Source organism: Streptomyces sp. NPDC028928, assembly GCF_055564915.1.
The window spans coordinates 80,820-95,147 of record NZ_JBVHVI010000017.1 but is presented as its reverse complement, the minus strand read 5'-3'; the positions used below and the strand labels follow the sequence as shown (position 1 = coordinate 95,147).

The 14,328-nt window shown below is 69.7% G+C and carries 10 protein-coding genes; 8 read left to right on the top strand and 2 right to left on the bottom strand.

Features of this window, described 5'->3' with window-relative positions; translation table 11 throughout:
* Window positions 1–95: 95 nt before the first annotated feature.
* The 3 genes from ACZ4U1_RS33870 to ACZ4U1_RS33860 all read left to right on the top strand — a co-directional run bounded on the left by ACZ4U1_RS33870 (window position 96) and on the right by ACZ4U1_RS33860 (window position 5,663).
* Window positions 96–2,159, top strand: a complete 2,064-nt coding sequence (locus ACZ4U1_RS33870; RefSeq protein WP_467907999.1) for an IucA/IucC family protein — start codon at window positions 96–98, stop codon at window positions 2,157–2,159.
* Window positions 2,160–2,281: 122 nt separating this feature from the next.
* Window positions 2,282–3,052, top strand: a complete 771-nt coding sequence (locus tag ACZ4U1_RS33865) for a GNAT family N-acetyltransferase (protein WP_467907998.1) — start codon at window positions 2,282–2,284, stop codon at window positions 3,050–3,052.
* Window positions 3,053–3,671: 619 nt separating this feature from the next.
* Window positions 3,672–5,663, top strand: coding sequence for an ATP-dependent DNA helicase (locus ACZ4U1_RS33860; protein WP_467907997.1), 1,992 nt, complete (start codon window positions 3,672–3,674; stop codon window positions 5,661–5,663).
* A gap of 175 nt (window positions 5,664–5,838) precedes the next feature.
* Here ACZ4U1_RS33860 and lexA read toward each other — a convergent pair whose 3' ends face one another.
* The gene (lexA, locus tag ACZ4U1_RS33855) at window positions 5,839–6,618 is read right to left on the bottom strand and encodes a transcriptional repressor LexA (RefSeq protein WP_030750750.1); all 780 of its coding nucleotides are present in this window, start codon (window positions 6,616–6,618) and stop codon (window positions 5,839–5,841) included.
* A gap of 585 nt (window positions 6,619–7,203) precedes the next feature.
* Here lexA and nrdR point away from each other — a divergent pair.
* From nrdR to ACZ4U1_RS33840, 3 genes are all read left to right on the top strand, one after another.
* Window positions 7,204–7,755 (top strand): transcriptional regulator NrdR, encoded by a 552-nt coding sequence (gene nrdR / locus ACZ4U1_RS33850; protein WP_467907996.1) that lies wholly within the window; start codon window positions 7,204–7,206, stop codon window positions 7,753–7,755.
* 164 nt (window positions 7,756–7,919) lie between these two features.
* A complete protein-coding gene (locus tag ACZ4U1_RS33845) occupies window positions 7,920–10,808 on the top strand; it encodes a vitamin B12-dependent ribonucleotide reductase (protein ID WP_467907995.1) in 2,889 nt (962 codons plus the stop codon).
* Between the two features lie 185 nt (window positions 10,809–10,993).
* Complete coding sequence (locus ACZ4U1_RS33840; RefSeq protein WP_467907994.1) at window positions 10,994–12,112, top strand: hypothetical protein; 1,119 nt, start codon at window positions 10,994–10,996, stop codon at window positions 12,110–12,112.
* Between the two features lie 106 nt (window positions 12,113–12,218).
* Here ACZ4U1_RS33840 and ACZ4U1_RS33835 read toward each other — a convergent pair whose 3' ends face one another.
* Complete coding sequence (locus ACZ4U1_RS33835) at window positions 12,219–12,752, bottom strand: TerD family protein (protein ID WP_467907993.1); 534 nt, start codon at window positions 12,750–12,752, stop codon at window positions 12,219–12,221.
* 153 nt (window positions 12,753–12,905) lie between these two features.
* Between ACZ4U1_RS33835 and ACZ4U1_RS33830 the strand changes: the two genes are divergently transcribed.
* Both ACZ4U1_RS33830 and ACZ4U1_RS33825 read left to right on the top strand, forming a co-directional pair.
* Window positions 12,906–13,511 (top strand): YdbC family protein, encoded by a 606-nt coding sequence (locus ACZ4U1_RS33830; protein WP_388314989.1) that lies wholly within the window; start codon window positions 12,906–12,908, stop codon window positions 13,509–13,511.
* Window positions 13,512–13,663: 152 nt separating this feature from the next.
* The gene (locus tag ACZ4U1_RS33825) at window positions 13,664–14,323 is read left to right on the top strand and encodes a histidine phosphatase family protein (protein WP_467907992.1); all 660 of its coding nucleotides are present in this window, start codon (window positions 13,664–13,666) and stop codon (window positions 14,321–14,323) included.
* Window positions 14,324–14,328 lie beyond the last annotated feature (5 nt).

Here is a 14,328-nt window from a genome sequence, read left to right as displayed (position 1 = left end):
CCGGTCCCGCTTTCCCACGAAGCAACGGCGACGGAGCCGGGACCGGACGACGGAACGAGCCCGCACCACCTCACTCCAGCCCCAGAGGAGCCGTCATGAACGCCACCCCCGCCCCCGACGGCCGCTCCGGCACACCCGACGACCAGGGAGCCTCGGGCGCCCCGTCCTCCGCCGCACCGCTGCCCGAGTCGGTCCCGCCGCAGAAGAAGCGGGAAGCGCATCCCACCCGACGGACAGCCCCCGGTACCGACCCGCTGGAGAACCCCGACCCCGGCGCCGTGGCCCAGGCCGCCGCCGTCGAGAACCTCCTTCGGTGCTGGGTCCGCGAGACCGGCCTCGCCGCTCCCACGACCGGCAGCCTCCGCATCCCGCTGCCGGCCAGCGGCACCGCCCTGATCGCGCCGGTCCGCCACTGGTCCCCGACGGGCTGGCACCGCTTCGACCCACCACGCCTGGCCTACGCACCCGACACCGCACCCCCGGTCGACGCCGTCACCCTCGCCGCACTGCTCACCAGGGAATCCGCCGGCGGATGGGCCAGCACCTCGCACTCCGCCGTCCCGACTGTCGCCGCCCCCGGTGAGGGTGGGTGCGAGGGCGACGGCACCAGGCCGGGCGGCGGTGACGGCACCGAGCCCGAGCCCCGCGACGGCACGGGGCACAGCCAGGGTCCTGGTTCCGGCGACGGCGCCGACCTCGTGGCCAGGGTGGCCGACTCCGTCCGCCGTACCGCGACCTTCATCCGGCACCGGCGCCGGCACCCCGCCGACACCCCGGACCTCTTCCTCAGCGCCGAACAAGCCCTCCTTCTCGGACATCCCCTGCACCCGACCCCGAAGAGCCGGGAAGGCCTGACCGAGGCCGAAGCCGACCGGTACTCACCGGAGTCGGGCGGCTCCTTCTCCCTGCACTGGCTGGCCGTCGCCCCCTCTCTCCTCGCGACCGACTCGGCCTGGACCGAGCGCGGCCGTCCCGTTCCCGCAGGCCACCTCATCCGACGGCTCGCCGGAGCCGGAACCGAACTGCCGCTCCCCGACGGTTACACCGCCCTGCCACTGCACCCCTGGCAGGCCCACGAGGTACGGCACCGTCCTCCCGTCGCCGCGCTGTTCGACTCCGGACTCCTCCACGACCTCGGACCCCTGGGCATTCCCTGGCACCCCACCTCCTCCGTAAGAACCGTCCACCGATCCGGTGCGCCCGCGATGCTCAAGCTCTCGCTGGCCCTGCGCATCACCAACTCCCGCCGCGAGAACCTCCGCAAGGAACTCCACCGCGGTGTCGAGGTGCACCGGCTGCTGCGCACCGGCCTGGCCCGCCAGTGGCAGGCGGCCCACCCCCGCTTCGACGTCGTCCGCGACCCGGCCTGGCTGGCCGTCGACGACCCGGACGGCCAGCCCGTACCGGGACTCGACGTGGTGATCCGGCACAACCCGTTCGCCCCGACCGACGACGTCGGCTGTGTCGCCGGGCTCGTCTCACCCCGCCCCCTCGCCGAGCCGTCCGCCAACAGCGCGCCGCGCCACAGCACATGGCCGCTGCGGTCCCGCCTGGCCCAGCTCGTCGCCCGCCTCGCCACCCGCACCGGCCGGCCCGTCGGCGCCGTCTCCGCGGAGTGGTTCCTCCGCTACCTGGAGCACGTGGTCCGGCCCGTCCTCTGGCTGGACAGCGAGGCCGGCATCGCCCTCGAAGCCCACCAGCAGAACACGCTGCTCCTCCTGGACGGCGACGGCTGGCCCGCCGGCGGCCGCTATCGGGACAACCAGGGGTACTACTTCCGCGAGTCCCGGCGAGCCGAACTGGATGCCCGGCTCCCCGGCATCGGCGAGCACAGCGACACCTTCGTCTCGGACGAGGTCACCGACGAACGCTTCGCCTACTACCTCGCCGTCAACAACGTGCTCGGCCTCATCGGCGCCTTCGGCTCCCAACACCTCGCCGACGAGCGACTGCTCCTCGCGGCCTTCCGCCGATTCCTTACCGACCTCGCCTCAGGGCCCACCCCGTTGCGCACCTCCCTGCCCGGCCGCCTGCTCGACTCACCCGTCCTGCGCTGCAAGGCCAACCTGCTGACCCGGCTGCACGGTCTCGACGAACTCGTCGGCCCGGTCGACACCCAGTCCGTCTACGTCACCATCGCCAACCCCCTCCATTCCTGACCTTCATTCCTGAGCAGGCTGTCTCTCCGTACCACCTGAGCGGACCGCACCCGCGGCGAGCCGCACCACCTCCCGCACATCCGAGGAACATGACCCACCTCGTCTCCTGAGAGGAGCGCATAGTGCCTCCCACCGACGCGAGCGCCGGAACCGGCCCCGCCTCTGCCCACCCGGACAGCGCCGGACCCCGAGCGGACGCCGCGGGCCCCCGGAACTCTCCGTTCGGCCGGTTCACCGTCGAGGACGACGACCCCGACAGCGAGGACACACTGGAGCTGTGCCTGCCTGCCCAGTTCGTCGCCCTCTGCGCCGGGGCGACGGTCGGCCTCCTCGCCCGACTCGCCGCGTGGGGCCCGGTCGCGACTCCCGTCGGCTCCTTCCAACTGGTGCCCGTACGCATCGACCAGGACCTGCCGCTCGTCCACCGCTGGATGAACGACCCCGCCGTCGCGGAGTTCTGGGAACTGGCCGGGCCCCGCAACCGGACCGAGGACCACCTGCGCGCTCAACTCCACGGCGACGGGCGCAGCGTGCCGTGTCTCGGCGTACTCGACGGCACCCCGATGAGTTACTGGGAGGTCTACCGGGCAGACCTGGATCCACTGGCCCGCCACTACCCGGCCCGTCCGCATGACACCGGGATCCACCTTCTCGTCGGTGACCCCGCCGACCGGAGGCGCGGGCTGGGATCCACCCTGCTCCGAGCCGTGGCCGACCTGATTCTCGAGCGGTGTCCCACCTGTGCACGTGTCGTGTCAGAACCTGATCTTCGTAACACCCCCTCCGTCGCCGCGTTCCTGAGCGCCGGCTTCCGGTACGCGGACGAGATCGACCTGCCCGGCAAGCGGGCCGCCCTCATGATCCGGGACCGAGTCCTGCGCGATGTGTTGTAGCGTCACGTGACTGGTCGCTCACAATGAGATACGAGCGGCGGGTCCGCGGTGTTCCCGGTCGGAGAAAAAAATTTCGACGGTCGTCTGCGTGCCGGAGGACCGGCGGCGTCGATGGGAAGAGATGGGCGTCCGACCGGCCGGGAACGGGTGCCCGCGTGCCGGAGAACGGGTGCCCGTATGCCGGAGAACGGGTGTCCGCGTGCCGGAGAATGGGCGCCCGTATGCCGGAGAACGGGTGTCCGCGTGCCGGAGAATGGGCGCCCCTATGCCGGAGAACGGGTGTCTGCGTGCCGGAGAATGGGCGCTGCGTCACAGCCGAGCGGCTGCTCAGCGTCGCCCGACCGTCGGCACAGGCACCCATCCGCTGCCTGCCGAGTGCCGCCGCGGCGCAAGGCAGCCGTTCGGATTCGCCGCCCGCCGACGTTCCGCTCCGTCCGGTCGCCGGTGCCGGTGCGCGCCTCCAGTGCCGCCGCGGCCCCGCACACCGCGAGCCCACACCACTCCCGTCCGTCCCGCCCCGTCCCAGCCCACTGCACCCAGGAGCCCTGGCCGTGATTCCACCCCCTGCCTCCGCCGCGACCCCCCGTCTGTCAGTGCAGGGCCGTAGGGTGGTCTGGCTATGACGAAGCCCCCACTCTCCGAACTCCTTCATGCCGCCGTCTCAGCCGTCGGCGGCACGGAGCGCCCTGGCCAGGTGACCATGGCCGAAGCGGTCGCCGAGGCGATCGACGACGGATCCCACCTGCTGGTCCAGGCCGGCACCGGCACCGGAAAGTCGCTCGGCTATCTCGTGCCCGCGCTCGCGCACGGAGAACGGGTGGTCGTCGCGACGGCCACGCTCGCCCTGCAGCGCCAGCTGGTGGAGCGGGACCTGCCGCGCACGGTCGACGCCCTGCACCCGCTGCTGCGGCGCCGCCCCGAGTTCGCGATGCTCAAGGGCCGCTCGAACTACCTGTGCCTGCACCGCCTGCACGAGGGCATGCCGCAGGACGAGGAGGAGGGGCTGTTCGACCAGTTCGAGGCCGCCGCGCCCACCAGCAAGCTGGGCCAGGACCTTCTGAGACTGCGGGACTGGGCGGACGAGACGGAGAGCGGCGACCGCGACGATCTCACTCCCGGTGTCTCGGACCGCGCCTGGGCACAGGTGTCGGTGTCGTCGCGAGAGTGCCTGGGCGCGTCGAAGTGTGCGTACGGCGCCGAGTGCTTCGCGGAGATGGCCCGCGAGCGGGCCAAGCTGGCCGAGGTCGTCGTCACCAACCACGCTCTGCTGGCGATCGACGCGATCGAGGGCGCCCCGGTGCTGCCCCAGCACGAGGTGCTGATCGTGGACGAGGCGCACGAACTCGTCTCCCGTGTCACCGGTGTCGCCACCGGCGAACTCACGCCCGGCCAGGTCAACCGTGCCGTGCGCCGTGCCGCCAAGTTGGTCAACGAGAAGGCCGCCGATCAGCTCCAGACCGCCGCCGAGGGCTTCGAGCGGGTCATGGAACTGGCGCTGCCGGGCCGACTGGAGGAGATCCCGGAAGATCTCGGCTACGCGCTGATGGCGCTGCGGGACGCCGCCCGCACGGTGATCACCGCGATCGGCGCGACCCGTGACAAGTCCGTCCAGGACGAGGACGCGGTCCGCAAGCAGGCGCTGGCCTCGGTGGAGACGGTGCACGACGTGGCCGAGCGGGTCCTGAACGGCTCGGAGTGGGACGTCGTCTGGTACGAGCGGCACGACCGCTTCGGCGCGTCCCTCCGCGTCGCCCCCATGTCGGTCTCCGGCCTGCTCAGGGAGAAGCTTTTCGCCGACCGGGCCGTCGTCCTCACCTCGGCGACGCTCAAGCTGGGCGGCGACTTCAACGGCGTCGGCGCTTCCCTGGGACTCGGTCCCGAGGGAGCGGAGGGCGATGACCTGCCGAAGTGGAAGGGCGTCGACGTCGGCTCGCCCTTCGACTACCGCAAGCAGGGCATCCTGTACGTCGCCAAGCACCTGGCGCGTCCCGCGCGTGACGGTGAGCGCGCCGACATGCTGGACGAGCTGACCGAGCTGATCCAGGCCGCCGGGGGGCGCACCCTCGGCCTGTTCTCGTCCATGCGGGCTGCCCAGCTCGCCGCTGAGGAGCTGCGCTCCCGGATCCCGGAGTTCCCGATCCTGCTCCAGGGTGAGGAGACGCTCGGTGAACTGATCAAGAACTTCGCCGCCGATCCGAAGACCTGTCTCTTCGGCACACTGTCGCTGTGGCAGGGCGTCGACGTCCCGGGCCCCAGCTGCCAGCTGGTCGTCATGGACAAGATCCCGTTCCCGCGACCCGACGATCCGCTGATGAGCGCACGCCAGAAGGCGGTGGAGGACGCCGGCGGCAACGGCTTCATGGCGGTGGCCGCCACGCACGCGGCCCTGCTGATGGCGCAGGGCGCCGGCCGTCTCGTCCGGGCGTCCGGTGACCGGGGCGTGGTGGCCGTACTGGACCAGCGGCTGGCCACCGCGCGGTACGGCGGCTATCTCAAGTCCTCACTGCCGGACTTCTGGTACACCACGGACCGTAACCAGGTCCGCAAGTCGCTCGCAGCGATCGACGCGGCGGCGAAGCAGGCGGAGACACCGGCAGTGGCAGCGAAGTGATCATGGTGGCGTGACCAGCACTGGTCACGCCACCCCGCGCCGAAACCCGCCCCGACGGCGCAGGACCGGACACACGCAGTCCCACACGGCCCCAAACACACGCAGGGCCCCGGAACCGGCGCAGGGGTTCCGGGGCCCGGTCAGGGAGCGAGCGGCCGCCCGCCCGCCGCGGCCGTCACACGCGGCGCAGCACGGCGACGACCTTGCCGAGGATGGTCGCGTCGTCGCCGGGGATCGGCTCGTAGGCTGCGTTGTGGGGGAGGAGCCACACGTGGCCGTCCTCGCGCTTGAAGCGCTTGACGGTGGCCTCGCCGTCGAGCATGGCGGCCACGATGTCACCGTTCTCGGCGACCGGCTGGCGGCGCACGGTGACCCAGTCGCCGTCACAGATGGCGGCCTCGATCATGGAGTCGCCGACGACCTTGAGGACGAACAGTTCACCGTCACCGACGAGCTGGCGCGGCAGAGGGAAGACGTCCTCGACGGACTCCTCCGCGAGGATCGGGCCACCGGCGGCGATGCGGCCGACCAGCGGGACGTACGACGCGGCGGGCTTGCCGGCGGTGTCCGTGGGCTGCACGGTGACGGCCTGGTCCGATCCGCGCACCTCGTACGCGCGAGGGCGGTGCGGGTCGCGGCGCAGGAAGCCCTTGCGTTCCAGCGCCATCAGCTGGTGGGCCACGGAGGACGTGCTGGAAAGGCCGACGGCCTGGCCGATCTCCCGCATCGACGGCGGGTAACCGCGCCGCTGTACGGAGTCCCTGATGACCTCGATGACCCGGCGCTGCCGGTCGGTGAGTCCGGAGCTGTCCGCCCGGATTCCTGGAGGTCGCCCCGGCAGGGAGCGCTTGTGTCCCTCGGGATTCGTGGCTTCGTTCATCGCGTGTACCGGCTCGACTCGGCCCTGGGAGCGGTCCTGGGCGGTGATGGTGGCACTGTCTGCGGTGGTGGTCACGTCGGCCCCTCTCGATGGTCTCCCTGCTGCACAACGGTAGTTGCTTTCGAAAGGTTGCGCCAAACACACGTTCGAGTGAAAAAGTGCGTTTCACCTGACGCGATCACGTGTCTGGGTGTATGGCTAACGCGACACTTGGCGGGCAAAAGCGCCCATTGTTGTACTCTTCACCGCCGGGGTTGTTCGCCTCGTGGGCTGCGCCCCAGTCTGCCATCCGGAACCCCGCAGTCCGGGATCCGGGGTCCTTTCTGTGCGGGAGTGCCACGCGTCCTCCCTGCGGCGCCCACGGTATCCCCGCAAGCGCTCGCCGGCCCGGCTCGGCGCCCGCGTGTCCGCGCTGGTCACCGCCGATGCCGGTGCCGCTGTCCCCCGCGGCACGCGCGCGTGCCCCGACCTGCGCGACACGCGCGTACCCCTGATGTGTGAGTCAAGCCCCACATCTAGTGGTTGGATGGCTACAGCAGCCCAGAAGTTGTGGTCCCCCGGGTCGGAGACTGCTCGCCGATCGCCTATGCTTAGGGCTGCCTCGCGAGACCTATGGGTCTGGCGAGGCTGACGAGTCTGCTGTGAGGAGGGTTGGAGAACATGCACTGCCCCTTCTGCAGGCACCCCGACAGCCGTGTGGTCGACAGTCGTACGACCGACGACGGCACATCCATCCGCAGGCGCCGCCAGTGCCCTGACTGCTCCCGTCGGTTCACGACCGTGGAGACGTGCTCGCTCATGGTGGTCAAGCGGTCCGGAGTCACCGAGCCTTTCAGCCGTACCAAGGTCATCAATGGTGTGCGCAAGGCATGCCAGGGGCGGCCTGTCACCGAGGACGCACTCGCCCAGCTCGGCCAGCGGGTCGAGGAGGCGGTGCGCGCGACGGGAAGTGCCGAGCTGACCACCCATGACGTGGGTCTGGCCATACTCGGCCCGTTGCAGGAGCTCGACCTCGTCGCCTATCTGCGGTTCGCCTCCGTCTACCGGGCGTTCGAATCGCTCGAGGACTTCGAGGCCGCCATCGCGGAGCTGAGGGAAGCGACGCGAGGCCCCGCCGCGGACGAGGGCGACGCGGGACCGGGGAGCCAGGAAGACGATCGCGGGCCCGGCGGGACCACTCAGGTCCCCGTGCCCGCCCGCGCCGCCGACTGACCGGCGGGCCGGAAACCGGGAGAAGGCCCGGGTTCCGGCCGGAGGCGGCGAACGAAGACCTGTTGCGGGCGGCAGCTGAGGGTGCCCGCAACGCAAGACGGAAACACGTGCCCACGGGAACAAATGGGCACTTCAGGGCGTTTTTGCCCGTACAGGGAGGCGGCATGACAGAGACGGCGAGCGGTCCGGCACGAGGTTCCCGAGCCAAGGGCGCCAAGGCCACCAAGGGGCTGCGTGTCGAGCGCATCCACACCACCCCCGGCGTACACCCGTACGACGAGGTGTCGTGGGAGCGCCGTGACGTCGTCATGACCAACTGGCGCGACGGCTCGGTCAACTTCGAGCAGCGTGGCGTCGAGTTCCCCGACTTCTGGTCGGTGAACGCGGTCAACATCGTCACCAGCAAGTACTTCCGGGGTGCCGTCGGCACCCCGCAGCGCGAGACCAGCCTCAAGCAGCTGATCGACCGCATCGTGAAGACGTACCGGAAGGCCGGTGAGGACTACAAGTACTTCGCCTCGCCCGCCGACGCCGAGATCTTCGAGCACGAGCTGGCGTACGCGCTCCTCCACCAGATTTTCAGCTTCAACAGCCCTGTCTGGTTCAACGTCGGCACCCCGCAGCCCCAGCAGGTCTCCGCCTGCTTCATCCTGTCCGTCGACGACTCCATGGAGTCGATCCTCGACTGGTACAAGGAAGAGGGCATGATCTTCAAGGGCGGCTCCGGCGCCGGCCTGAACCTCTCCCGCATCCGCTCCTCCAAGGAGCTTCTCTCCTCCGGCGGCAACGCCTCCGGCCCGGTTTCCTTCATGCGCGGCGCCGACGCCTCCGCCGGCACCATCAAGTCCGGTGGTGCCACCCGCCGCGCCGCCAAGATGGTCGTGCTCGACGTCGACCACCCCGACATCGAGGACTTCATCGAGACCAAGGTCAAGGAAGAGGAGAAGATCCGCGTCCTGCGTGACGCGGGCTTCGACATGGACCTGGGCGGCGACGACATCACCTCCGTCCAGTACCAGAACGCCAACAACTCGGTCCGTGTGAACGACGAGTTCATGAAGGCGGTCGAGGACGGTGGCAAGTTCGGCCTGCGCGCCCGTATGACCGGTGAGGTCATCGAGGAGGTCGACGCCAAGGCGCTCTTCCGTAAGATCGCCGAGGCCGCCTGGGCCTGCGCCGACCCGGGCATCCAGTACGACGACACCATCAACAACTGGCACACCTGCCCCGAGTCCGGCCGGATCACCGCGTCGAACCCGTGCAGCGAGTACATGCACCTGGACAACACGTCCTGCAACCTGGCCTCGCTGAACCTGATGAAGTTCCTGAAGGACGACGGCAAGGGCCACCAGTCCTTCGAGACCGAGCGCTTCCAGAAGGTCGTCGAGCTGGTCATCACCGCGATGGACATCTCGATCTGCTTCGCGGACTTCCCGACCCAGAAGATCGGCGAGAACACGCGCGCGTTCCGCCAGCTCGGCATCGGCTACGCCAACCTCGGCGCCCTGCTGATGGCCACCGGCCACGCCTACGACTCCGACGGCGGCCGCGCCCTGGCCGGCGCCATCACCTCCCTGATGACGGGTACGGCCTACCGCCGCTCCGCCGAGCTGGCCGCGGTCGTCGGCACCTACGACGGCTACGCCCGCAACGCCGACGCCCACAACCGCGTCATGAAGCAGCACGCCGACGCCAACGACAAGGCCGTCCGCATGGACGACCTGGACACCCCCGTGTGGGCCGCAGCCACGGAGGCCTGGCAGGACGTTGTCCGCCTCGGCGAGAAGAACGGTTTCCGTAACTCCCAGGCGTCCGTCCTCGCGCCGACCGGCACCATCGGCCTGGCGATGTCCTGCGACACCACCGGTGTCGAGCCCGACCTGGCGCTGGTGAAGTTCAAGAAGCTGGTCGGCGGCGGCTCGATGCAGATCGTCAACGGCACCGTCCCGCAGGCCCTGCGCCGCCTGGGCTACCAGGAGGAGCAGATCGAGGCGATCGTCGCCCACATCGCCGAGAACGGCAATGTGATCGACGCCCCGGGCCTCAAGCACGAGCACTACGAGGTGTTCGACTGCGCCATGGGCGAGCGCGCCATCTCCCCGATGGGCCACGTCCGCATGATGGCCGCGATCCAGCCGTGGATCTCCGGCGCCATCTCCAAGACGGTCAACATGCCGGAGACGGCGACCGTCGAGGAGGTCGAGGAGATCTACTTCGAGGCGTGGAAGCTGGGCGTCAAGGCGCTGGCGATCTACCGCGACAACTGCAAGGTCGGCCAGCCGCTCTCCGCCAAGAAGAAGGAGACCGAGGAGAAGAAGGCCGAGGAGACCCCGGCCGTCGAACCCAAGGTCGAGAAGGTCGTCGAGTACCGCCCGGTCCGCAAGCGCCTCCCGAAGGGACGTCCCGGCATCACCACGTCCTTCACCGTCGGCGGCGCCGAGGGCTACATGACCGCCAACTCCTACCCGGACGACGGTCTCGGCGAGGTCTTCCTGAAGATGTCCAAGCAGGGCTCCACCCTCGCGGGCATGATGGACGCCTTCTCCATCGCCGTCTCCGTGGGTCTGCAGTACGGCGTGCCCCTGGAGACGTACGTCTCGAAGTTCACCAACATGCGCTTCGAGCCGGCCGGTATGACGGACGACCCGGACGTGCGGATGGCGCAGTCGATCGTCGACTACATCTTCCGCCGCCTGGCACTGGACTTCCTGCCCTTCGAGACCCGCTCCGCGCTCGGCATCCACTCCGCCGAGGAGCGCCAGCGGCACCTGGAGACCGGCTCCTACGAGCCGGCCGAGGACGAGGTCGACGTCGAGGGCCTGGCCCAGTCGGCCCCGCGCGCCCAGGAGCTGAAGGCCGTCGCCACGCCCAAGGCCGAGTCCGAGGCGGCCAAGCCCGCCCCCAAGCAGGCCCACACCAGCGCAGAGCTGGTGGAGATGCAGCTGGGCATCCAGGCCGACGCCCCGCTGTGCTTCTCCTGCGGTACGAAGATGCAGCGGGCCGGCTCCTGCTACATCTGCGAGGGCTGCGGCTCGACCAGCGGCTGCAGCTGAACCGGGCGCCATGGTGCCGGACATCACCTCCGGCGTAAGCGGCGCACGTAGCTGACCAGCAGCTCACGAAGGGGACCGACCCACGGGCGGTCCCCTTCGTCGTGCCCGCGTAACGCCTTGCAGGCGGCGACGGACCGTGTCATGCTCCCCGACATGATCAAGAGAATCGAGTCCTCCGTCAGCCGATGAGCGAGACGGCCGGGACGCAACCGCCCGAATCACGGACAACCCTGTTCGAACACGCGCTGCGTTTGCACGCGCTTGCTCCAGGAGAGCCCCTGCCCCGGGACGGGGCGCCCTATCCCGACGATGCCTCGCACCGCCGTAAACCTGGACCGAGAGCGCCGAAGGACCGGCGCCTGGCCGGCAAGGGCGCTGCGCACATCCTGGACGCGCATTTCGCCCGAGCCGCCGCTCCTCCCAGCGATCTGCTCGACGCCTTCCACGACGTCCACGTCCCGATCCACCCCGACGAACACATCACCGCCGCGGCGGAGCGCGCGGACCCGCGTCGCGTGCGCGAAACGGGCCGTTGGCTCGTCCGGCACGGCAGCGATCGATGCGCGGTCACTGTGGGGCTCGCCCTGGTCGCGACTGTGGGGACCGCCGAGGACATCCCGCTGATCCAGACGATCGGGCTGCTGTCCAACCGCTTCGCGCCCCTGGCGGCGCACGCTCTCGAGAGGCTGCCGGGAGGCACCGAGGGCCTGCTGTGGCTCGCCGACCGAGTCACCGGCTGGGGCCGCGTCTACGTCGTCGAAGCCCTGTGCCGACTGGACGATCCGGCTGCCCGGCCCTGGCTGCTTCGCAGAGCCTGCGACGGTGACTTCCTCAACGGGTACTTCGCCGGAAAAGTGGCCACGGTCGCGAAACTCCATGAGGCGCTGGGCGAACTCGACACCGACAGCGAGATGGTCGACCACGTCAGCCGGATCCTCCACATGATGAGCGACTGCGGAGGGATGGGGCTCACCCTCGCTCGCTACCCCCATGCGGCAGTGGTTCTCAAAGCTCATGCCGACAGCGTGGGTTCACTCGAACCGACAGTCGAGCGGTACCTCGTCATCGCATTGCTGGCCCAGCACCTGACGGCAGAGCCTCCGGAGGCGGCCGGGTGCACCGCGGAGCAGCAGGCGGCCTGCCGCAGGGCGTACATCGCCGTGCTCGACCGCGAGGAGTGGTCCCAGGTGGCAGTCGCCGCCCTTGCGGCGGAGGACAACCGGATGCGGTGGCTCGCGGACCACCGGTCGCCGGAACTGAGGCTACGTGCGTTCCCCGATCGACGTCCGGACCCCGGGCAATAGCGCAGACCAGGAACAGTGCCCTCCTCCACCAGAGCGGCACGCCGTTCCTGATGTAAGGGGCGTCGGCCAGGGCCGACGCCCCCTTACATGTTCGGGACGAGCTACGTCAGGACCGGCGGGCCCGGCCCATCACCCGCGTGAAGGCCGCAGGGTCCTCGTCAAAGCCGTGCGCGCCGGGGTGGAAGGTCCATTCGCCGGAGTCGTCCCGGACGAACTCGGCGATGGTGGCGGCCGTCGCACCGAGGACCGAACCGAAGTCGTCCTCGGCGAGCACGGTGTAGCCCTCACGGATACGCGCGGCGGGGTTCAGCACATCGGCGAACGTCTTGTGCCCGGACCGCTGTTGGATGACGATACCGACCACCACGCGCGCGTAGCGGTCGTCCAGGCGTTCCAGTTCGACCGTCATGACCTCGTCCCAGCCGAACCCCTTGCCGTCCGTGCTGTCGCGGTTGAGCAGGATCGTGCCGTCCGGAGAGCGGCTGTCGAAGTGCACCAGGTAGGCCGGAGCCCCGTACGGGTCACCCGACAGGAAGGTCGCTGCGACGATGTCGAGATCGGTCGGCGGCCGACCTGCCGGACTGGGGTCCCACTTGAGCGCGATCTCGACCTTGCGGATTCCCTTGCTGAAGCCGGTCACCAGACTTTCCCTTCCCCCTGTGGCTCGCTCGACCCCCAACTCCCCTTCGGCCGGGGTTGTTTGCCCATCGTGCCACGCGAGCGGGGGAGTGTGCGCGGGTGATCTCCGCCGGAGCGTGACCGACGCCACGCCCGGTGGCCTTACGATGGCGCGGTGCTGGTCAAGTGGATTCGCTGCACCGTGGTGGACCGCCGGGGGTTCGAGCGGGGGCAGCGGAAATGGGCGGGGCTTCTGGGGGAGCCGGGTTTTCGGGGACAGGGTGGGGGCTGGAGCCGGCAGCGGCCGGGGGTGGCGCACATCTTCGCCTTCTGGGAGAGCCGCGCCTTCTACGACTCCTTCATGGCCCGTTCCCATGACCGCCTGGCCGCCGCCCAGTCCGGCACCTTCAAGGACGCCCAGGCCAAACTGTTCGAGTACCGCTTCGATGTGAAGACGGGCTTCGAGCCGCGGTTCAGCGACACCGATCTGATCCGCGTGGCGCTGTGCCGCATCCATGAGGAGCGCGTCGAGCACTTCACGCTCATGCAGGAGAAGGTCTGGAACCCGGCTATGGCCGGCTCGCCCGGCATGATCCGCGGCATGTTCGCCGAGGCGCCCGAGCAGGAGTTCCTGATCCTGTCGATGTGGCGGTCGGCGGCCGAGCACGGCAAGTACCGCACGGAGCGTGTGGAACGCCTCGCCCTGCGTGCCCAGACCGAGGCCGACGTCGCGGCGCTCTCCGGTGACATCGTGGACCTGGAACCGTCCTGGACGGTCTGATCCACCCTTTGGTTCGATAACCGGACACACTGCTCCGCAATGCCGCACGGCAGGTCCGGAAGCCGGGCCCCGGACGTGAGAGACATGTGACCTACGCTGTATAGAGCCCGTACGAGCGCTCGACTTCCCGCCATTCGATCTAGGGTTTTGGCATGGCACGACCACGGCGCATCGTCCTTGTCCGGCACGGCGAGTCAACGGGCAACGTCGACGACTCCGTGTACGAACGCGAGCCCGACCACGCCCTCGCGCTGACCGAGCGCGGCTGGAGGCAGGCCGAGGAGACCGGCGAACAGCTCCGCGAGCTCTTCGGCCGGGAACGCGTGAGCGTATACGTCTCCCCGTACCGCCGCACCCACGAGACGCTCCGCGCGTTCCACCTCGACTCCGACCTCATACGCGTCCGGGAGGAGCCCCGACTGCGCGAGCAGGACTGGGGCAACTGGCAGGACCGCGACGACGTACGCCTGCAGAAGGCCTACCGCGACGCGTACGGCCACTTCTTCTTCAGGTTCCCGCAGGGCGAGTCCGGCGCCGACGTGTACGACCGGGTCGGCGGCTTCCTGGAAAGCCTGTTCCGCAGCTTCGAGGCCCCCGACCACCCCCCGAACGTTCTGCTGGTGACCCACGGGCTCGCGATGCGGCTGTTCTGCATGCGCTGGTTCCACTGGACGGTCGCGGAATTCGAGTCCCTGGCCAATCCCGGGAACGCCGAGATGCGGATGCTCGTTCTGGGAGACGACGGCAAGTACACGCTCGACCGGCCCTTCGAGCGCTGGCGGAAGCCTGTCCCGTACTGGGTGACCGGATAGAGTGG